Below are 19,697 nucleotides of genomic sequence, written 5' to 3' on the forward strand. Positions count from 1 at the left end.
GATTACTATAATCCTTTCAGAAACCATTGTCAACCAGATTGACAACTAAATTACCCTAGTTGACATTAGTCGTAATTTAATTATAATAATTGGTAGCCATCCGAAGGGACCTAATCTTATGAACGAAGTACTCCATTTTTCAATGTTTAACGATGAAAACTTCATCTTTGGCATTAGTGAGGCCAGTAAAATGACCAACGTTTCCACCCGCCAACTCCGCTATTGGGAAAAGCGGGGCTATATCAAATCACTCCCAAAACAAACCGGCGAAAGCCGACAATATAGTTTTCGCACTTTAATTAAGATCATTGGCATAAAATACTTTTTAGATGAGGGCTATACGTTACAGGCAGCTTCGAAAAAAGTCATTCAGTATACCCAAAATGCCCATTTACTCAAACAATTTGTTCAGCAACGGTTTAAACGTCTTACTGAGATTGACGGCCTGCCAGCCATTGACTTGGGTAGTCCTGAAGAACATCCTGATCAAAAAATATACGGCATCATGGATCATGGCAATGCAAAAATCGTCATTCGCCCAACTGCTTTAGATGCATAAAAAAACCATAACTTGGTTAATTCACCAGCTATGGTTCTTTTAGTGTTGTTTTAAACTTCGACTGTTAAATCTTCGCGGATCCGCGCCAGCCATTTGGGCAAAATATCGGCTAATTCTTGATAAGTTCGTTTGAAATCATTGGTGTACCAAGGATCTGCAATTTCAAAGGTACGATTATCTGGTAACACTTCAGCGGCAAGATGGATTTTTCGCTTCGTAACGTCATCAGGCGCCAAGCGTTCCAACGTGCTTATATTTTGAAAATCCATACCAATAATATAATCAGCTGCTTTAAAATCAGCTGCTTTAATTTTACGTGAAATGTGCGTCTTGCAAGGCACATTATGTGCCTTGAGTTCCTTAACGGCACCCAAGTGCATGGTATTGCCGGCCTCAAAGTTGGAGGTAGCCACCGAATCCACTTGAATCACGTCCGCTAAATGCGCTTGCTGCAACATCTGTTGGAACATTTTTTCAGCCATTGGGGAACGACAAATATTACCTAAACAAACAAATAATACGCGTGTCATTTTGATCTCCTTTGCATGTTGTGTCGCCTTTGCGACACTTATCATCGTGTAATAATAACACGATACGTGAAAAAGTAAACAGCTTTGAAATTAATTTTTTACCATGTTCCTCAGCTAACTCTAATGCAATAGATTTGTGACCTAACCTAATGTTTTGTATACTAGGCTTTAAAAACAAAGTGAAGCGAGAATCTTATGAGAAAAGGCTATAATTTAGCACGTGTTCAAGTTCAACAAACCATCGCAGAACTCAAAGAAGATGGCCAACAACAGGCGAAGTTCGTCCCCTATGATCAACTAGCCAGCTATCAATTTAAAAACCGGGATAGTTTAAGAATTATGGGCCGGGTTCGGGAAATGTTGATTCCTGAATTAATTCCCCTGCGAAATCAACGCATGTTGGCCAGTAAATTCGCATTTTTCCGGGGCAGTGTTGAATTGATGGATTATGACTTAGTCCATGGGACCAACACTGGTTTACCCGCAATCATCTGTGGGGATGCGCACATTGGTAATTTCGGCTTTTTTGCCTCTCCTGAACGCCAATTGTTATTTGATTTAAATGATTTCGACGAAGCCGGTATTAATTTTTGGGAGTGGGATTTAAAGCGCCTACTGGTCAGTATTCTATTAGCCGGCGAAAATAACGGCTTTGATGCTGATAAGTTGGCCAAACTGTTACTGAAAACCAGCAAAGAATACCGCAAAGGTTTGCAAAATGTTTTCGAAATTTCAGCGTTAGATCGCTATTATCCCAAACACAGTATCAATCAATTGATAACCGTCGTAGATGACGATGATAACCGGGAATTATTACAAAAAATCATTGCCAAAGCCCAAGAACATAACTCTGAACAGGTGGTAGCAAAATTCACCGAAACAGATAAAATGGGCCGGACATTCTTCAAGGAAAATGCCCCTAAATCGGTTCGACCTAAAAATGCCGTGATCAAGCAATTGACTAAACAATTTGCCCAATACCGGGCTACTGTCCGCCCAGATGTGGCTTTATTGTTATCTTCTTACCACTTTACGGATGTGATTCGTCATAGCGTAGGGGTTGGGAGTTTTGGCACGCTATGTTACTTGATTCTCTTGACCAATATTGATGGCAGTCACTTGGTCTTACAAGTCAAAGAAGCCCTCCCGGCCCGTAAATTACGGGCCACCAACCATGCCAGTTTAACCTTAGAACTAGAAGCCTCCCAGGGTCAGCGCATCATTGACTGTCAAAAAATATTGCAGTCGGCTTCAGATCCCTTTTTGGGTTACTTCCAAACTCAAAACAAAAGCTTTTATGTCCGCCAATTTCGGGATATGAAAGAATCAATTGATTTAACGAAATTAAACTGGCAGCAGTTTAAGACCTATGTGAAAACTTGTGCCTTGATCCTCGCCAATGCCCATAGTCAAAGTCCTAGAAGTGCAGCTATTTTAGGCTACGTGGCTGCTGGCAAAGCCTTCGATGAAGCCATTGCCACATGGGCCAAAAGCTACGTGCAACAGGTTTCAGCAGATTATGCCGTCTTCCAAAACGAGTTTGGCAAAGCCCAGGGTTAAAAAAGAGACATCGTCAGCGAAAAACTGGTGGTGTCTCTTTGCTATTTTAAAAACTTGTGATAAAGTCCTTAACGGCCCGGAAGAGCGGTCTTCTTTGCTTTGTGGGCAATCCAATTGGCTGTTCAGCCAGCCCCCCGCACGGCGCAGGTTCTGAAATGTCCACTCGGGACGTATAACGAACTTGCTGAATACGATAGGCGATATCATCCAAGTTCAAAGCCGTATGCCATTGAACCAGATCAAACCGACAGCTGAGACAATGCTGATTGCTGAGATTCAAAGTACCGCATTTTGGACATTTCATAGTGATTACCTCCACTTAAATAATTGTTTAATCTAATTATAAGAGGTTGTCCAAAAGTTTAATAGGTCGCTGACTAAATCCCTTACAGGACTGGTGTTTTGACTGATTTTGTTAAATAACGTCATTTATTTTATCCTTGAAGTTTTGGCGCAATTTGACTTGGGCGCTCACTTCTGATGTCATGGCTAGTGTTGTCGCTTCAGACCAATTAAAGTAACGCCGCATCTCAGCAATGACCGCTGGCGTAATGGCTTGCATATGGGCATAATCAAACAATAATTCGCCACTGCGCCGCAGTAAAAAGTCAATTGGTCGCAAAACTAATTCATTTTCTAAACCATAATGCAGCTGCCCATAATCCAGTGGCGATAAGGTGGTATCGGCGCTGGCGGCTTGCTTCACAAAATCAAAAACTGCGTCCGCATTCGTGCCATAATGGGCCACAACTACCTTAGCTTGTGCTTTAGTCAGCCCAGCAGCAACACCACGACCGATGGCACTATAAGCATAGACTTTAAAGCCATCACTGCCTAGCGGATCTCCACCAGCAAGGGGTAAGTGTTTGGTTTGTGTGGGCTGATAGCGATAACTTGAATCAGCGGTGGCAATATCTTTAGCAACCTTATCCATAATTTTTTCAGCCATTTTGCGATAACCGGTCAGCTTACCCCCAGCAATGGAATAAAGACCAGATTCAGAGTGAAATATTTCATCTTTTCGAGAAATTTCTGAAGGTGATTTACCAGCTTCTTGAATCAATGGCCGCACGCCGGCCCAAGCGGATTCCACATCATCAAAGGTCAGCGGCGTAATGTCAAACATGCCGTTGACTGCGTCCAAAATATAAGTCACATCACGGGCATCAATCGTGGGTTCTTTAGGATCCTTGGTCCAAGTGGTATCTGTCGTGCCAAAATACGTTTTTCCAGCCCGAGGAATAGCAAACATCATGCGCTTATCCTTAAAAGGGGTATCGAAGAACACAGCATTATGCAAAGGAAACTTGGCACTGTCTACAACTAAATGGACCCCCTTGGTTAAATGCAAGTGTTTACCAGCATCAGAGCCATCCAGCTTGCGAATGGTATCCACCCAAGGTCCCGCCGCATTAATGACTCTTCTAGCATGGATCACCCCAGAATCACCGGTGATTTGATCCACAAATACCACACCATCCACTTGTCCGGCCACATTATAAGTCAGCTCGGTAGCTTTTACATAATTGGCTACAAGTGCGCCCTTAGCGTGAGCTTTTTTGATGACTTCAATTACCAAACGAGCATCGTCGGTACGGTACTCTACGTATACACCAGCCCCGAGTAAGCCCTTAGCTTTCAAGTAGGGTTCACGGATCAAGGCTTGATTGGCATTTAACATAAATTTGCGTTCATTCTTTTTAACCTGCGCCAAATGATCGTAAACATCTAATCCTAAAGCAGTGGTGGCTTTGCCAAAAGTCCCATTTTTATAAAAGGGCAACATCATCCATACCGGTGTCGTCACATGAGGCGCATTTTCATAAACAATTGCCCGCTCAGAACCAACCTCAGCCACTTCATGCACCGCCAGTTGCTTTAAATAGCGTAAACCACCGTGAACCAGCTTGGTGGAGCGGCTGGATGTCCCAGCAGCAAAGTCTTGCATTTCAATTAAGCCTGTCTTTAACCCCCGTGTCTGGGCGTCTAAACTAATGCCGGCACCAGTGATACCACCGCCGATAACCAACACATCCAGCGGGTCTGCTTGCATTTGGGCTAAATCGGCCCGCCGCGTCTTGTGATTTAATTTTGTCATTGCAAAGCCTCCAATCCACATTAAGAAAACGATTACTACTTATATCGTATCAGTTCCCGGCAAAAAAACAATTAATCCGCTGCCCATATAAAAAATATTTTTTATAAAAATTAATTTTTAGAAAGTATTGTATTATTTCTCTAATGATTTTATAATTAATACATTACTTTGGGGGTGTTTTATTTGACAGAGAATCAAGGCAATTTACGCCGTTTGATTCAAACCGCATTATTTGCCGCATTATGTTATATTTTTGCACTATTTCAATTTAGGATCCCAGCACCTGTGGGCCACCCTTTCGTGGACTTAGGGTTTACCTTTGTGGCGTTAGGCGGCCTTTTATTAGGCTGGCGTTACGGCTGTTTAGCCGGTGTCATTGGTCTTGGGTTATTTGATTTAACCCAAGGCTATGCCAATCACGCCTACCTCACAGTACTAGAAGTGATCGTCTTAGTGACCGTTGTTTACTTGATTGCTAAGGCCGTCTCACACCTGAATAGCGTCACAGCCATTATTATTATTGCGCTCTTTGCTGGCGTCACCAAAGGCGTGACTGGTTACTTCCGATATGTGACCGAGGGTTTGGTGGACTTTGGTTTGACCGTTCCCCGAGCTTTACAACAGGCATTGGTGAGCTTTCCAGCTGATGTGATCACCGGCTTATTGATGGTCATTGCCTTACCGGTTATTTATTTAGCGCTACGACCGGTTTTAAAGCGCACGGGCATGACCACAAACCTTCATTAAAATACGCTAAGTGTACCTTATTCGTGTTTAGGATAAGGTATTTTTTTATGCATTTTGACCTAGGTCACTGCGTTGACAATAAGTTAGTAAAATGCTATCGTTTACTACTGTGCGTAGGTGTCAAGTCAAAATATTAAGGGTGAATAATATAATGAAAAAATTACTAAAAGTTGTTAGTTTGTTAGCACTATCCGTGGGACTCGTCGGCGCATTAAGCGCCTGTGGCAATGCTCAAAAAACCACAAAAAGTTCGGATTACACTTCTGAACTAAAAAATAAAAATAAATTAACCATTGGTTTAGAAGGTACGTTTGCCCCTTACTCTTATCGGGAAAATGGCAAGCTGACTGGTTTAGAAGTTGATTTAGGCAAAGCCGTTGCTAAAAAATTGAATGTTAAAGCCGAATTTGTACCCACGCAATGGGATTCTTTGATCGCCGGATTGGGCAGTAAAAAATTTGATATGGTTTTAAATAATATTACCGTCACCCCTGAACGCCAAAAACAATACATCTTCTCTACTTCTTATATCTACTCAAGAAGCGTGTTGATCACTAAAAAAGATAATACTAGCATTAAGTCGATCAACGACGTGAAAGGTAAAAAGTTAGCTGAAGGCACAGGTACCAATAATGCCGATACTGCTGAAAAGTTTGGTGCTGAAGTTACACCTTCAAACGCCTTTGAAAATTCTTTAGCTTTGGTGCGCCAAGGCCGGGTTGAAGGCACTATTAATTCCAGAGAAGCTTACTTGGCTTATATTAAAGAAAATGGCGCCAAAGACTTAAAATATCAACTGATCCCTACGGATAAAGTACCAGCTGCTAAAATTTCCGCGATGTTCAATAAACAATCACCAGCCCTGCAAAAGAAAGTCAATCAAGCTTTGAAGTCTTTACGGGCTGATGGCACGTTAACAAAATTGTCCCAAAAGTACTTTGGTGAAGATATTACCAAGAACTAGCAATTAACCGGCAAAACCGGCTGAATATTCCTTAAGGTTGGCTTTGATAATGCCAACCTTTTATTTTAGGAGGTTTTTAATTTGTTGCAGACAATTACCAGTTCTTTACCTGAACTATTCAAGGCTGGCTTTATGTATACGATTCCTTTAGCCTTGATTTCATTTGCTTTTGGATTGATATTGGCCACCATTACGGCAGTAGTCAAACTTATTCCTAAACCAGAACAAGCTGTTGCAAAACTGGGTTGGGGTATTTTACAGGCCATCTTTGGTTTTTATGTCTGGTTATTCCGGTCGACCCCGTTATTGGTCCAATTATTTATTATTTTCTTTGGCCTACCCAATTTGGGAATCCAGTTTCCAGCATTTCTGGCGGCAATCATCACCTTCTCCTTGAATACCGGAGCCTATGCGTCTGAAACGATTCGCGGGGCAATTTCATCCGTGCCCCAAGACCAATGGGAAGCAGCTTACACTTTAGGAATGAAAACACCACAAGTTTTGGCCCGCATTGTCTTCCCTCAAGCCATGCGAATTGCAATCCCACCATTATCAAACTCATTTATTGGGTTAGTCAAAGATACTTCCTTGGCTAGCTCGATCACTATTCTAGAAATGTTTACGGTGAGCCAACAAATCACCGCAAAGAACTATCAACCCCTTTTGATGTATACCATTGTGGCGGCGATTTATGCCATTTTCTGTAGTGTATTAACTTACCTACAGCACCGTTTAGAAAAACGCACTTCCAAATATATTGCCAAAGAAGGTGGCATGAATTGATTAAGTTAGAACATATTGACAAAAAATATGCGGATCACCATGCTTTAAAGGATGTTTCCTTAACTTTTCCAGAACATGAAACGACGGTCATCATCGGCCCTTCTGGTTCTGGTAAGTCCACCTTGCTGCGGGCAATCAATCTTTTAGAAAAACCGGAAATGGGTCAATTACATTTTGACGACTTGACCGTTGACTTTAGCCAACCTATCAGCAATAAACTGCGCTTTGCTGTGCGTCGAAAATCGGGGATGGTTTTTCAAAATTGGAACCTCTTCCCCCATCTGACAGTTTTAGAAAACATCACCGAAGGGCCTCGGGTTGTATTAAAACAATCTAAAGCAGCTGCCAATCAACGCGCTGAGGAACTCTTGGCTTTAGTCGGACTGCCAGATACTGGTCAACGTTATCCCAATCAATTATCCGGTGGCCAACAACAACGCATCTCCATCTGTCGTGCCCTAGCAATGAATCCGGAGTATCTCTTATTGGATGAACCCACCAGTGCCCTTGATCCAGAATTAGAAGCCCAAGTGCTCCGGGTTTTAAAAGACCTGGCTCAAAACAAGCAGTCCATGATTGTGGTGACCCATAACATGGAGTTTGCAGAGCTTGTAGCCGATCGTATCGTTTTTTTTGAAGCCGGTGAGGCTATTTATGATGGTCCTTCAAAGACATTCTTTGAGCATCCTTCTGCCCGAGTTCAAGAATTTTTAAATGCTATTTCACTGAAATAACATTATGCCCCCAGCCTTAACTAGTCCAGGCTGGGGGCTTTTTGCACTTGTTTTAGGTTTATTTTTAAGCTAGCTCTAAATTTCTAATTGAATGCCCTTCAAGAATAGGATAAAGTTATAACTATCGGTTTTGTCCTTTTTAAGACCAATCGTTCAATATTTCGCAATTGAGGTACTTTTATGAAACGTAAAATCTTAACCGGCACCATTTGGATGTCCTTTGGCAGTATCTTTTCCCGGGTATTAGGGGTTATTTATATCATTCCTTGGCTGATAATGCTGGGCTCCAAAGCTAACCAATTTACGGCCCAGGCTTTATTTAACACGGCTTATGTGCCTTACAGTTTGTTCTTATTGTTGGGAACATCAGGGTTCCCTTCAGCGATTTCTCGCAAAATTGCCATTTATAATGCCCAGCACCGCTTCTTTGATAGCCGCAAAATATTCAAGCATGCGCTAATTTTCATGACCTTGTCAGGCGTAGTCTGTGGGTTGTTGTTCTTTGGCAGTGCGCCAATTATCGCTGCAAATTCACCAATTGTGGATAAAGCCGCCGCTACAGTGATCATTCGAGCATTGGTCCCAGCCTTAATTATTTTACCAGTGATGAGTGTCATTCGCGGCTGGTTTCAAGGCTTTCAAGATATGAAGCCCTTTGGGGTCTCCCAGTTTATCGAACAATTGGCCCGGGTGATCTTTATTCTGTTAGCCACTTATATTGGCTACCAAATTTTAGACCTCTCGTTGACCGCCGTCATTGCCTTAAGTACTTTTGCGGCCTTTATTGGGGCCATCGCCAGTTTAGTTTATCTTTATGGCCACTATCAGCGCCAAGCACCGCTCTATACCCAACTACAACAAACAAGCCAACCCCTGACGCCAAACAGTACCCTACATATTTTTAAAACCCTGTTTCAAGAATCATTGCCCTTTATCTTTGTGGGTTCTGCGATTATGCTCAACCAACTGTTAGACCAGTTTACCTTTAAACAAATTCTAACCGCGACCACCAATTTAAATGGCACCGCCATTCAAAATATGTTTACTCAGTTTTCCGCCAACCCTGGCAAAATTACCACCGTTATCATCTCCTTGGCCCTGGCAATTTCTGAAACTTCCTTACCTATTTTAGCCGGGGCCCAGGGTGATCATCAACAAGAGGCCACGATTATTGAAGATAATTTTCGCTTGTTATTGATTATTTTAACGCCTGTGGTGGTGACTTTGACGTTATTGGCGGGCCAAGTCAATACCATCTTCTTTGGTTTTGACAGCCGCGGGGGTAGTTTGATGGGTGTGGCCATCGCCATGAGTTTTGTCTTATCCCTATTTGTGGATGCCCTCGCCTTATTGCAATCCCTAGGTAAGCATCGGTTAGCCGTCTATCTAGTGGGTATGGCCTTGGTGCTCAAAGTCCTCTTACAATACCCCTGCGTTCGTTATTTCAAAGACTATGGTGCCCTTTATGCCACGGCCATCGCCTTTGGCGTCCCCGCAATACTAGGTATTTATTATTTGCTTAGCCGATACAGTTATCATGCAAATTTTGCCGATATTCGTTTGATTTTAAAAGTTAACGGGTTCTACCTGGTGGGCGTCGTCTTGTTGTACTTTGGCTTCCAATTATTTAATTTTAGCGACACCAAACTAAGTGCGTTATTGTTTACAGCCAGCTTCAGTCTGGTGGCTTTGGCTTATTATTGGCTCATTAGTTCCAAATTTGGGCTATTGCAGCGCCTGTTTCCTGAAAAATCTTAAAAAATTAAAAAATCCCCCATTTGGAGGATTTTTTTAGTTTAAAATTTCAGATAACTGGTTAGATCCATTGACGATATCATAAGCTTGATAACTGGTGGCTGGTTTTGCCAATACCCCATTAATAAACTGCGCTACATCGCCGCGGGTGATCTGCTTGGACCCTTTGTCGCCAATGCCCAACTGATACAACCCGGTCTCTGGGTCATTGGTCAACATCCCTGGGCGCACGATGGTGTAGGCTAAGCCGGATTGGACCAAGGCCCGGTCTGCATAAAACTTAGCGGCCATATAAGGTCGAATCACATCACCCCAAGTTTGTCGGTGATTACTGGCTGCAGAACTAACCATGACATAACGCTTAACCCCAGCCATTTTAGCGGCCTCCATGGATTTTACTGCCCCATCCAAGTCAATCAACAAGGTCCGATCATAACTGCCGCCACCAGCACCGGCACTGAATACAACCGCATCCATGCCCTGCAAGGTCTGTGCCATTTTAGTGACCGGCCCTAATAGATCAAAGCTCACCGGCGTAGCTCCTAACTGTTCAATAGCCGCAGTTTGGGCGGTATTATGAATCCCGCCGTAAACCGTATGCCCTGACTGAACTAATTTTGGGATTAATAACTGGGCCACTTTGCCATGGGCACCAATGATAAATACTTTCATTAAAATAAACCTCCTACTAAGCGTTGATCAGCTGACCGTTAGCGACAGAGACCCATTGATTGCTGCCAACTAAAGCCCAGGCCTGACCATTATACGTTTTTAAATCATTCACTTTCCAATCTGTATTGGCTTGTAAACTTTGACCAATCAAACCGCCCCCAGCAGGCACTGGGGCACTATATAGTTGGGCTGCTGACGTCAAATGTAAGATCTGATTACCACTGCCTTGGGAAACACTGACGTTGGTGGAATCGTCATAGGCGATGGTGGTCGAACTGACCCATTGATTACCACCTAATTGATACCATAAGCTACCACCAACAGTTTTAGCGCCAGTCACTTGCCAAGTGGTCCCGGCGTCTAACCAACGCAAGATATTGCCATTAGGCGCATCCCGTAAATTGGCCCCAGTGGCACTGATTGTCACATGCCCACTAGCCGTTTGTTCAGTCCCCGTACTGCTATCGCCAGTTGTGCTGCCACCAGTCGCAACGTTAGTTTGGCTGGCATTAATCCATTGATTGGTGCCTACTTCAAGCCAAGTCGCCCCATTAGCGCTTTGGGTACTGGTATAGACCCATTGGGTGTTTTCCCCTAATAACTGACCAGTCAATTCCCCAGCAGGGGCATCAAAAACCGGTGTTTTTTCGGTGGTCGTCGCAATTTTATTTTGAGTTGGTGTTGTTGTGCTGCCCTGCCCTGGTGTCGTAATCGTACCAGTACCTGAGTTGCTATCAACTTTAAATACATAATCGTTGACCCAAATATTGGGTCCAATTTCATAATAAGTACCTTGTCCAGATACTGTTTGAACCTGTCCATATTGCCAGCGGCTGCCATTGGGATAAGTTTGCCCAGCAATTACATTGCCGGCAGGCCCATCGTACGCATAAACCGGCGCATTGCCTTGTGGATTCACGATGGTTCCAACACCAGCTTGCGTCGTAGTTGTCGGCGTGGTAGGTGTTGTCGGTGTCGTGGTTGAACCACTGGCGCCTGTGGCCTTAAAGGCATAATCATTGATCCAAACATTTGAACCAATTTCATACCAAGTGCCACGGCCACTGACTGTTTGGACGGCCCCAATTTGCCAACTAGACCCATTAGGCAAGGTCCGACCAGAAATCACATTGCCATTAGGCGCATCGTAAATATAAACTGGCGCGTCCCCAGCTGGATTCACGACGGTCCCCACACCATCAGCCTGAACAGCAGTCGTCTGTTGCCCCGCCAAAACCACACCGCTCAGTGCCACGGTGGTAAAAGTCATAATTTTCAATAAGTTTGAACGTTTCAAAGCAATATCCTCCTGTGAAATTTGCGACGACATAATGTATTACTCACAATCATAAGCCGAAACATCAGATAAAAATCAAATTTACGAAATTTTTAACAAAATCTAAAGATTTCAACAAATACCTGAAATAGACTATAATCATCAAAAGAACAGGAGGTTTTAAGATGGATATCAAACCATATCAATACACCAGCAATACCTTTGACATCAAAAATGCACCCACGGCAATTCCAACAGTTTATGCCGATCAAAAAGATGTGATCAAGGCAAAGATCGCTGAAAACATTAAGAAATTATCAAAATATCAAAAAAAATTATACGCGCAGCGTAATTATGGCATCTTGATTATCTTCCAAGCCATGGATGCTGCCGGTAAAGATAGTATGATCGCCCATATTATGTCTGGGGTCAACCCCACCGGCTTTAAAGTTGCCAACTTCAAACAGCCCACTAGTGAAGACTTAGCCCATGATTATTTATGGCGTATCAACCGTAATCTGCCAGCCCGTGGTGAAATTGGCGTATTTAATCGCTCCTATTATGAAGATGTTTTAATTTCTAGGGTCCACCCGGAGATATTATTACCGGCTAAGCTGCCTTTGATTAAAAAGGTTGGGGATGTGACAGAAAAATTCTTTGCTGGACGTTATGAAGATATGCGCCAATTCGAGAAATATCTAACCCGAAATGGCTTTATTATTATGAAGTTTTTCTTACACATTTCAAAAGCAGAACAAAAGAAGCGCTTCGAAGCACGGATCAATATTCCGGACAAAAACTGGAAGTTTTCCGAATCAGATATTGCCGAACGCCAATATTGGAACCAATACCAAACGGCCTATGAAAAAGCAATCAATGCGACAGCGACACGCTATAACCCCTGGTACGTGATTCCTTCAGATGACAAATGGTACTCCCGCTTAGTGGTCTCAAACATCATCAACCAACGCCTACGCTCGTTGCCACTGGCTTATCCAGAAGTCACAGCGGAACAAAAAAATGCTTTATTCGATGCCTTGACCCAGCTTAACAATGGGGATTAATGCAAACCCTTTGCTTGATGTTTGCCAATAAAATTGCTATATTTAGGTTGGAATCTATAAGTCGAACGTTCGCGGATTCCACACTGACCCAGCAAGCTTTATAAATAATACAGTTGTGATTATTTGAAAGTATGTTTGTATTTTTAAATTTCCTATTGTCTGTATTTTTGTATTACTGATTTTAGTGTCATTGCCTGAGCATATGGCTAATGTCCTGACTTGTGAACGGTTTATGATTGATCTCACTGCTTGTTGGGTCTTTCTTTTAACAACAAAAATCCTTGCAACACCAGATTAAAGCCGGTGCTGCAAGGATTTTTTTAATTATCTAATCAATTGTAATCTCATTGTTATTGCCGCCACTTTGTTTTGGCAAAGTAACTGTTAAAATGCCATTATCATAAGCAGCCTTGACTTGATCCACGGCCACATTAGGTACGCGATATGAGCGGCTGACCCGACCAGTGGTCCGTTCTTGCATGAGTAACTCACCGGCTTGATTTTCATGATCATTAAATTCATCGCGCTGTGCTGAAACTGTCAAAATACCATTATCATAATTCAAATGGATATTTTTCTTGTCAAAGCCTGGTAAATCAACTTTTAAAGTGTAATCTTTATCAGTCTGGGAGATATCCGTTTTCATAATTCTTGGGAAACGGCCACCCCGCCGATCTGGTGCAAAAAAACCATCGCCAAAAAAGTCATCAAAAAATCCATTGGGCCGATTTGGTAAATTATTGTTAGCCATGAAATCCACTCCTCTTCCTTTGATACTTTCATTTTATCATTTATAAATATTCAAACAATTAATTTGACTCAGGCGCCACAATGCCATGTTCCATCATATCCATGAACTGCTTGATTTCACTGACAATTGGGCCCATATCCGCCATGGTTTTGATTTCCGGATGATGCATCATATAATCCTGGGTATAAGCCATCATTTGTTGGACGTATAATTGCACAAACTTTTCTAAAACGGACTTAGAAATATCCTGGCGCAAATGCAGCCGAGCCACAATTGGATCCACCAATTCAGCTACGTTTTGCGCTTGCCACTTATCAAAAATCGCTGTGGCCGCTGTGGCTAATTTCTTTGGTATTGTAGCATCACCGCGGTAAACCGCCAGCAATAAGGTGAACTCGGCTGGATATTGATGGGACAGCGTCGTTTTATATTGGGTGGCTCGTAAAATCATACTGACTAAATCGGCTGAATCTGTCCAAACTTTAAAATCAGCCACGGATTTTAATCGGGCAATCGCCATATCAATCGTTTTGAAATACAAAGTTTTTTTATTATCAAAGTATCTGAAAACCGATCCCTTTGAAACCGCTGCTTGATCGGCAATATGCTGAGTGCTGGCCTTGTAGTAGCCAGCAGCAGCAAATTCCTGTAAAGCTGCATCCAAGATACGTTGAGCTTTTTCAGGATCCCAGGCTTGTCTTTTGGCCATATGTGCCTGCCCTACCTTTCTTGTAAATCCCGTTTTTGATAGCCGATATAACCCCCAATGAGTAAAACCACGGCTACTAGTAGCACGCTGATAAAATGAGTCATGTTTAGATCATGAAGCGGTGCTTGGTTCAACCAATTAAAGGCCGAAAAGTTCAGACTCCAATCTGGTAAATTCATGATCTTACCGAAATAAGAGATGAAAAAGCTCAACATTAACCAGATCCACACAATACCATGAAACTTTGGCGCTAGGCCAATGAATGCGGCGTTCAAAGCCACAAACAGCAAAGCCACAGCTACCATGCTGATAAACACATCATTAAAGTAGTGATAAGCCAACGTATGGGTCAAAACTGCATTACCAGCCACCATTGTCCCCATTAGACCAGCCCATAGCAAGATGGCCGTGAAAACCAAGCTATAAAGCGTATAAGCCCAAAACAGCTTTGTTCGGCTAATGGCTCGGGTTTGGATCAAAGCCAGATAACCAGCACGTTCATCATTAAATAAATGATTTAAGACCATGGTACCGCCCAAGACGGCCACTAAAGCAAAAATCATGCCAAGAATGCCAACAAAACTTAGTAACTGTTGTGTGGCTAAATGTTGCAGACCACCTGAACCTAACAGTTTTTGAATCATTGGTGTGGTATTGGCAATTTTACCAATCGAGTTGAAAACAGCCCCATACATTGCCCCGAATATAAACAAACCAACCAGCCATAATAGGCTGCTGACCCCGTGCAATTGCCAGAGTAAACTCAAAGGCCCCCGCAAGAAGTGGCTGGTTTTTTTACCGGAACGAATATGAATCAAGCCAGCCCCTAAATCCCGGGTAACATTGAGCCGGGCAGCAATGCCAAAGGCCACGATTCCTAAAATTAAGAATAACCAAACTGGCGTCCAATGATTATAAGTGTAAATCTCGGCTTTTTCCACCCAACCCATGGGTGACCACCAGGTATAGTCAGGGTTTTTAATATCTGTTACCATCCGGATCAAGTAAACAATGCCAAAAAACAAATAATTGTAAATACCGGCTGTACGGCTATCCGCTACGAGTTGAGCAAATATTAAGGCAATTAAACCAAAAGCCCAACCCACTAAACCTAACACCAAAGCAAAGAGCCAATTGCCCGCTGGATCTATCCCGGGCATGCCCGTGGCACTGACCCCCAGGGCAGTGATAATGGTAAACAGGCCATTGACCACCGTTAGCTCCAAGGCAGCCGCCGTTAGCGGTGCTAACCGCCCCACAGGATAGCCCCCACGGACCAATTCAGTAATCCCATTTTCTTCAGGTATGCGGCTGGCCCCCAGCGCTAAGGAATAATTGAAGATAATCATTAAAATGGCCCAAAAAACCATCATCTCCGAGGCAAAGACGATCCCCGTGTTTAAAGTAACCCCAGTGGGGGTCACCCCAAACAAGGAAACCATAGCCGGGGTCATCAAGGTATCACTGATGGTTTTAATTTGTTCAGGTGTGCCATAAATACTTTCAAACTTCGCTGCCACCGCAATAAACACGCCAGCCAATACCAACAACCATACCAGTATCTTCAGCCAATCTTTTCTTAAATTGAGCCATAATAAGGTCCAACTTTGCGCAAAAACACTCATAAGTCCACACCTGCCTTTTGGGTATCTTTAGCGTCATAGTAACGCAAAAACATGTCTTCCAAAGTAGGTGGCGTTGTTTTCAAGGTCACAATATGCTGTTGGGCCAAATAAGTCATGATCGTATTCAACGCCTCCGTATCGGCCCCAAATTCCGCCTTGGTCTGGGTGGCATTGCCAAAGGTCACTTGATGCACCCCGGCAATTTGGGTCAGTTGGGCTAGGGGTTGAGTGGTTTCCACACTCACTTGACTGCGCGTCAAGTGGCGCATGCTGTCTAAGGAACCAGATTCAATAATCTCCCCAGCGCGAATGATCACGATGCGATCCCCCATTTTTTCCACTTCAGATAAAATATGACTGGACAACAAAATACTCTTACCTTGCGCTTTTAAAGCGTGGACTTGTTCTTGAAAGATGACTTCATTTAAGGGATCTAAGCCAGAGGTGGGTTCATCAAAAATATACAGGGGAACATCGGTGGACAAGGCGGCAATCAAAGCTACTTTTTGGCGATTTCCTTTAGAGTATGTCCGATTTTTCTTACCCGTATCTAAGGCAAAGGCTTTGATCAATTGATCAGTACGTTGGCTGTGTTTTTGCTGGGACATATGCAATAGCATATCAATAGTTTGCCCACCGGTAAGGTTGGGCCATAAATACACATCCCCCGGTACATAAGCCAATTGACGATGAATCGCCACGGCATCAGTCCAGGCATCTTTGCCAAACACACTGACAGAACCCGCGCTGGCCTTGATCAGACCTAAAATCGTGCGGATCGTGGTGGATTTACCCGCCCCATTGGGCCCAATGAAGCCTAAAACTTCCCCAGTCCCTAATTCGAAATTGATATCTTTCAAAGCTTCAAATTTCCCAAATTTCTTTTGCAAATGCTTGATTTCAATCATATTTGTCTGTTGCATCTTGCTACCTCCCAAAGGTATTGACTTTGTTCAAATCAGATACAATTCTTAAATTCACCCCCATTATAATCTGAATGACCAGTAAGTCAATAACCATCGGGTCATTTTTAAAAATAAAAAAACTGAATCCAAATAAATGCCTTGAATTCAGTCTTTCCCATTAATTAATGGTTAATTATTTGGTTTCCACATTCACAACGCTGTAATGTGTCCCTGTTAAAGCAGTGGCAAAACTAGCGTCATCCACATCACCGGTGATCTTGGCTTCTTGTTTCTTCAAATTAACAGAAACTTTTTCAACCCCATCTAAAGCGCTGAAAGCTTTATGTACGTTTTCAGCACAACCGTCACATTTCATACCTTCTAGATGTACTATTTTTTTGGTCATAATAATCTCTCCTTTAAATTTATTGGGCGTTTAACCCAGCTGGTTCACTTGATTCAATCGTATTCGCTTGTAATTGCTTGGGCTGATAACGCCGCAAGCGCAAAGCATTCAAGACTACTGATACCGAACTAAAGCTCATCGCTAAGCCGGCAATCATTGGATTTAACAAAGGTCCACCTAATAGATACAACAACCCCATGGCAAAAGGAATGCCTAAGATGTTATAAGCAAAAGCCCAAAATAGGTTTTCTTTAATATTCTTGATAGTATGTTTGCTCAAATCAATCGCTGTGGGCACGCAGCTTAAATCTTCATGCATTAAAACCACATCAGCGGACTCAATCGCCACATCAGTCCCATTGCCAATTGCAAAACCAATATCAGCTTGAGCAAGTGCTGGGGCATCATTGACGCCATCCCCAACCATGCCAACCTTTTGGCCTTGGGCTTGCAAGTCTTTGATCACGGCTACTTTGTCTTCTGGTAAGACATCACTGACGACTTGGATTTCACCCAATTGTTTAGCAATAGCCTGGGCAGTTTGCGCATTATCACCGGTGAGCATCACAACGTTTAAGCCCATCTTTTGCAATTCAGCGACCGTCGCTGCGCTAGATGGTTTCACTTGATCAGCCACTGCGACGATGCCGGCTAATTGGCCGTCAAGAACAACATACATTACCGTCTTCCCTGCTTGGGCCAAGTTGCCTTGAGCTTCAGCTGCTTTGGAGACGGTCACGTCTAAATCAGTCAATAACTTACGATTGCCCACATGCAGCATGTGCTTATCAACATTACCTTGAATCCCAAAACCAGGTTTGGCGTCAAAGGCCGTTACAGATTGCAAATTCAAGTCTTTGGCCTTGGCATCAGCTACAATAGCTTGAGCCAGGGGATGTTCTGAACTGGCTTCTAAACTAGCTGTTAGGGTTTGAACTTCAGTGGCTTCAAAACCAGGCGCGGTCCACCAATCAGTTACTACTGGCTTACCTTCAGTTAATGTCCCCGTTTTATCAAAAACCACGGTGTTTAACTGACTGGCACTCTCCAAAGCTGCACCATTTTTTACTAGAATACCGTTGGCTGCACCACGACCGGTGCCCACCATAATAGCAGTTGGTGTCGCTAAGCCTAAGGCACAAGGACAAGCAATGACCAATACCGAAACAAAAATCGTCAAAACAAAGCTTAAGGATTGCCCACTGATTAACCAAGCTAAGGCAGATAACGTGGCAATGACCATAATTGTAGGTACAAATATCCCGGCAATTTTATCCGCTAAGCGCGCAATTGGTGCTTTAGTGGCTTGAGCGTCTCGAACTAAGTTGATAATTTGTGCCAAGGCAGTATGACTGCCAACTTTGTCAGCTTGCATAATCAATTGACCTGTCTGGTTAATGGTCCCACCAATCACTGGCGCTTTAGCCCGTTTAGTGACCGGCATACTTTCACCGGTAAGCATGGCTTCGTCCACACTACTGGTTCCAGAAATCACCGTACCATCTACAGGAATGCTGGCGCCGGGTTTGATCATGATCAAGTCGCTGACTTGAATATCTTTAACCGGTGTTTCCACAAAATCTTCGCCGACTTGAACCAAAGCTGTTTTAGGTGCAAGATCCATTAGCGCGGTAATAGCAGAGCCAGTTTTATATTTGGCTTTCAATTCAAAGTAACGCCCTAACGTAATCAAGGTCAAAATTGTGACAGCTGCTTCATAATAAAGCTGATCATGAAAAGCCGCACCTTGAAACATAATGAAATAAGTGTTCACCAAACTATATAAGAATGCCGCTGTGGTGCCCACGGCTACTAAGCTGTCCATATTGGGATGGCCCTTCAAAAGGGTTTTAAACCCAACTTGATAATAAGCTCGGTTTAAAACCATGACCGGAATGGCCAGCAGCAATTGCACAATGGCAAACGTGGTGGGATGGGTCATCGGCATCAGAAAATCAGGCAGCCATGCCCCTAACATGTGGCCCATAGAGACGTATAACAAGGGGATAGTTAAAATAGCTGACCAGATAAAACGAATTTTTAAAGACTGGACCGCATTTTGCTTGCGGGCTTCGGCCTTAGCAGCCACATCAGTAGCCGCTTCATCTCCCGCCGCATTTTGTTCATGGGCCCCATAACCAGCGTCTTTGACTGCAGCTTCAATATTGGCCACATCCAAACTGAAATTATCAAAGACCACCCGCATCTCTTCGGCGGCCAAATTAACATCCACAGCTAGCGTCCCTTGTAAATTCTTAACGGCTTTTTCCACCGTCTGCGCACAGCTGGCGCACATCATACCTTCGATGTCAAAATGAGCGGTCGTGGCCATGGCAGTTGCCCCATAACCCGCAGCTTTCACGGCTGCTTCAATATCGCTAACAGGGGTTACTTCAGGGTCGAAATCCACCTGCATTTGTTCGGCGGTTAAATTCACATTGGCTTCCTTAACACCAGCAACACCCTGGGTCGCTTTTTCCACGGTCTGGGCACAGCTAGCACACATCATGCCATCAATGGCAAATCGACACTGCGTCATAATTAATCCTCTTTTCAATC

General features: G+C 43.3%; 19 protein-coding genes. 8 read left to right on the top strand and 11 right to left on the bottom strand.

What is annotated here, in order from left to right; genetic code table 11:
- The first annotated feature begins 118 nt into the window (after positions 1–118).
- Entirely contained in the window at positions 119–559 is a 441-nt protein-coding gene (locus FC83_RS04505) for a MerR family transcriptional regulator (protein ID WP_035453556.1), read from the top strand.
- A gap of 50 nt (positions 560–609) precedes the next feature.
- Here the strand turns inward: FC83_RS04505 and FC83_RS04510 are convergent, their stop codons facing one another.
- Positions 610–1,089, bottom strand: a complete 480-nt coding sequence (locus FC83_RS04510; RefSeq protein ID WP_035453554.1) for a low molecular weight protein-tyrosine-phosphatase — start codon at positions 1,087–1,089, stop codon at positions 610–612.
- A 195-nt stretch (positions 1,090–1,284) separates the two neighbouring features.
- On the opposite strand from FC83_RS04510, the gene FC83_RS04515 reads away from it, so the two are divergent.
- Entirely contained in the window at positions 1,285–2,649 is a 1,365-nt protein-coding gene (locus FC83_RS04515; RefSeq protein WP_035453552.1) for a DUF2252 domain-containing protein, read from the top strand.
- Between the two features lie 46 nt (positions 2,650–2,695).
- On the opposite strand, the gene FC83_RS04520 is transcribed toward FC83_RS04515, so the two are convergent.
- Positions 2,696–2,953 (bottom strand): hypothetical protein, encoded by a 258-nt coding sequence (locus FC83_RS04520; RefSeq protein WP_035453550.1) that lies wholly within the window; start codon positions 2,951–2,953, stop codon positions 2,696–2,698.
- A 111-nt stretch (positions 2,954–3,064) separates the two neighbouring features.
- Positions 3,065–4,747, bottom strand: a complete 1,683-nt coding sequence (locus FC83_RS04525; protein WP_035453548.1) for a glycerol-3-phosphate dehydrogenase/oxidase — start codon at positions 4,745–4,747, stop codon at positions 3,065–3,067.
- A 183-nt stretch (positions 4,748–4,930) separates the two neighbouring features.
- Between FC83_RS04525 and FC83_RS04530 the strand changes: the two genes are divergently transcribed.
- The 5 genes from FC83_RS04530 (at position 4,931) to FC83_RS04550 (ending at position 9,733) form a co-directional block, all read left to right on the top strand.
- A complete protein-coding gene (locus FC83_RS04530; protein ID WP_035453265.1) occupies positions 4,931–5,494 on the top strand; it encodes an ECF transporter S component in 564 nt (187 codons plus the stop codon).
- A 151-nt stretch (positions 5,495–5,645) separates the two neighbouring features.
- Positions 5,646–6,458, top strand: coding sequence for a transporter substrate-binding domain-containing protein (locus FC83_RS04535; RefSeq protein ID WP_035453262.1), 813 nt, complete (start codon positions 5,646–5,648; stop codon positions 6,456–6,458).
- Positions 6,459–6,539: 81 nt separating this feature from the next.
- A complete protein-coding gene (locus tag FC83_RS04540) occupies positions 6,540–7,241 on the top strand; it encodes an amino acid ABC transporter permease (protein ID WP_035453260.1) in 702 nt (233 codons plus the stop codon).
- Positions 7,238–7,975: an amino acid ABC transporter ATP-binding protein gene (locus tag FC83_RS04545; protein WP_035453259.1), complete on the top strand. Its 738-nt coding sequence runs from the start codon at positions 7,238–7,240 to the stop codon at positions 7,973–7,975. Before FC83_RS04540 ends, FC83_RS04545 begins: the two co-directional genes overlap by 4 nt.
- 180 nt (positions 7,976–8,155) lie before the next feature.
- Positions 8,156–9,733, top strand: a complete 1,578-nt coding sequence (locus tag FC83_RS04550; protein ID WP_057002448.1) for a putative polysaccharide biosynthesis protein — start codon at positions 8,156–8,158, stop codon at positions 9,731–9,733.
- A 33-nt stretch (positions 9,734–9,766) separates the two neighbouring features.
- Here FC83_RS04550 and FC83_RS04555 read toward each other — a convergent pair whose 3' ends face one another.
- Positions 9,767–10,402: an SDR family oxidoreductase gene (locus FC83_RS04555; protein ID WP_035453257.1), complete on the bottom strand. Its 636-nt coding sequence runs from the start codon at positions 10,400–10,402 to the stop codon at positions 9,767–9,769.
- Between the two features lie 16 nt (positions 10,403–10,418).
- A complete protein-coding gene (locus FC83_RS04560; protein ID WP_057002449.1) occupies positions 10,419–11,699 on the bottom strand; it encodes an SLAP domain-containing protein in 1,281 nt (426 codons plus the stop codon).
- Positions 11,700–11,863: 164 nt separating this feature from the next.
- Here FC83_RS04560 and FC83_RS04565 point away from each other — a divergent pair, with 164 nt between their 5' ends.
- Positions 11,864–12,742 carry a polyphosphate kinase 2 family protein gene (locus tag FC83_RS04565; protein WP_057002450.1) on the top strand — a complete coding sequence of 293 codons (879 nt, stop codon included), beginning with the start codon at positions 11,864–11,866 and terminating at the stop codon, positions 12,740–12,742.
- A gap of 328 nt (positions 12,743–13,070) precedes the next feature.
- On the opposite strand, the gene FC83_RS04570 is transcribed toward FC83_RS04565, so the two are convergent.
- From FC83_RS04570 to FC83_RS04595, 6 genes are all read right to left on the bottom strand, one after another.
- Positions 13,071–13,493 carry an Hsp20/alpha crystallin family protein gene (locus FC83_RS04570; protein WP_035453253.1) on the bottom strand — a complete coding sequence of 141 codons (423 nt, stop codon included), beginning with the start codon at positions 13,491–13,493 and terminating at the stop codon, positions 13,071–13,073.
- Positions 13,494–13,551: 58 nt separating this feature from the next.
- Positions 13,552–14,202 (bottom strand): TetR/AcrR family transcriptional regulator, encoded by a 651-nt coding sequence (locus FC83_RS04575; protein WP_035453251.1) that lies wholly within the window; start codon positions 14,200–14,202, stop codon positions 13,552–13,554.
- A gap of 11 nt (positions 14,203–14,213) precedes the next feature.
- Entirely contained in the window at positions 14,214–15,827 is a 1,614-nt protein-coding gene (locus FC83_RS04580; protein ID WP_035453248.1) for an ABC transporter permease, read from the bottom strand.
- Positions 15,824–16,750: an ABC transporter ATP-binding protein gene (locus FC83_RS04585; protein ID WP_035453246.1), complete on the bottom strand. Its 927-nt coding sequence runs from the start codon at positions 16,748–16,750 to the stop codon at positions 15,824–15,826. Before FC83_RS04585 ends, FC83_RS04580 begins: the two co-directional genes overlap by 4 nt.
- Positions 16,751–16,925: 175 nt before the next feature.
- On the bottom strand, positions 16,926–17,138 hold the full coding sequence (locus tag FC83_RS04590) for a heavy-metal-associated domain-containing protein (RefSeq protein WP_035453243.1): 213 nt from the start codon (positions 17,136–17,138) through the stop codon (positions 16,926–16,928).
- 19 nt (positions 17,139–17,157) lie between these two features.
- Positions 17,158–19,677 (bottom strand): heavy metal translocating P-type ATPase, encoded by a 2,520-nt coding sequence (locus FC83_RS04595; RefSeq protein ID WP_057002451.1) that lies wholly within the window; start codon positions 19,675–19,677, stop codon positions 17,158–17,160.
- Positions 19,678–19,697: the final 20 nt, after the last annotated feature.

Origin of the sequence: Agrilactobacillus composti DSM 18527 = JCM 14202 (assembly GCF_001436375.1) — a bacterium.
GTDB classification, from domain to species: domain Bacteria; phylum Bacillota; class Bacilli; order Lactobacillales; family Lactobacillaceae; genus Agrilactobacillus; species Agrilactobacillus composti.

Coding starts and splice junctions, on each gene's coding strand:
- FC83_RS04505 (WP_035453556.1), top strand. CDS start 119: ATGAACGAAGTACTCCATTTTTCAATGTTTAACGATGAAAACTTCATC.
- FC83_RS04510 (WP_035453554.1), bottom strand. CDS start 1,089: ATGACACGCGTATTATTTGTTTGTTTAGGTAATATTTGTCGTTCCCCA.
- FC83_RS04515 (WP_035453552.1), top strand. CDS start 1,285: ATGAGAAAAGGCTATAATTTAGCACGTGTTCAAGTTCAACAAACCATC.
- FC83_RS04520 (WP_035453550.1), bottom strand. CDS start 2,953: ATGAAATGTCCAAAATGCGGTACTTTGAATCTCAGCAATCAGCATTGT.
- FC83_RS04525 (WP_035453548.1), bottom strand. CDS start 4,747: ATGACAAAATTAAATCACAAGACGCGGCGGGCCGATTTAGCCCAAATG.
- FC83_RS04535 (WP_035453262.1), top strand. CDS start 5,646: ATGAAAAAATTACTAAAAGTTGTTAGTTTGTTAGCACTATCCGTGGGA.
- FC83_RS04550 (WP_057002448.1), top strand. CDS start 8,156: ATGAAACGTAAAATCTTAACCGGCACCATTTGGATGTCCTTTGGCAGT.
- FC83_RS04555 (WP_035453257.1), bottom strand. CDS start 10,402: ATGAAAGTATTTATCATTGGTGCCCATGGCAAAGTGGCCCAGTTATTA.
- FC83_RS04565 (WP_057002450.1), top strand. CDS start 11,864: ATGGATATCAAACCATATCAATACACCAGCAATACCTTTGACATCAAA.
- FC83_RS04570 (WP_035453253.1), bottom strand. CDS start 13,493: ATGGCTAACAATAATTTACCAAATCGGCCCAATGGATTTTTTGATGAC.
- FC83_RS04575 (WP_035453251.1), bottom strand. CDS start 14,202: ATGGCCAAAAGACAAGCCTGGGATCCTGAAAAAGCTCAACGTATCTTG.
- FC83_RS04580 (WP_035453248.1), bottom strand. CDS start 15,827: ATGAGTGTTTTTGCGCAAAGTTGGACCTTATTATGGCTCAATTTAAGA.
- FC83_RS04585 (WP_035453246.1), bottom strand. CDS start 16,750: ATGCAACAGACAAATATGATTGAAATCAAGCATTTGCAAAAGAAATTT.
- FC83_RS04590 (WP_035453243.1), bottom strand. CDS start 17,138: ATGACCAAAAAAATAGTACATCTAGAAGGTATGAAATGTGACGGTTGT.
- FC83_RS04595 (WP_057002451.1), bottom strand. CDS start 19,677: ATGACGCAGTGTCGATTTGCCATTGATGGCATGATGTGTGCTAGCTGT.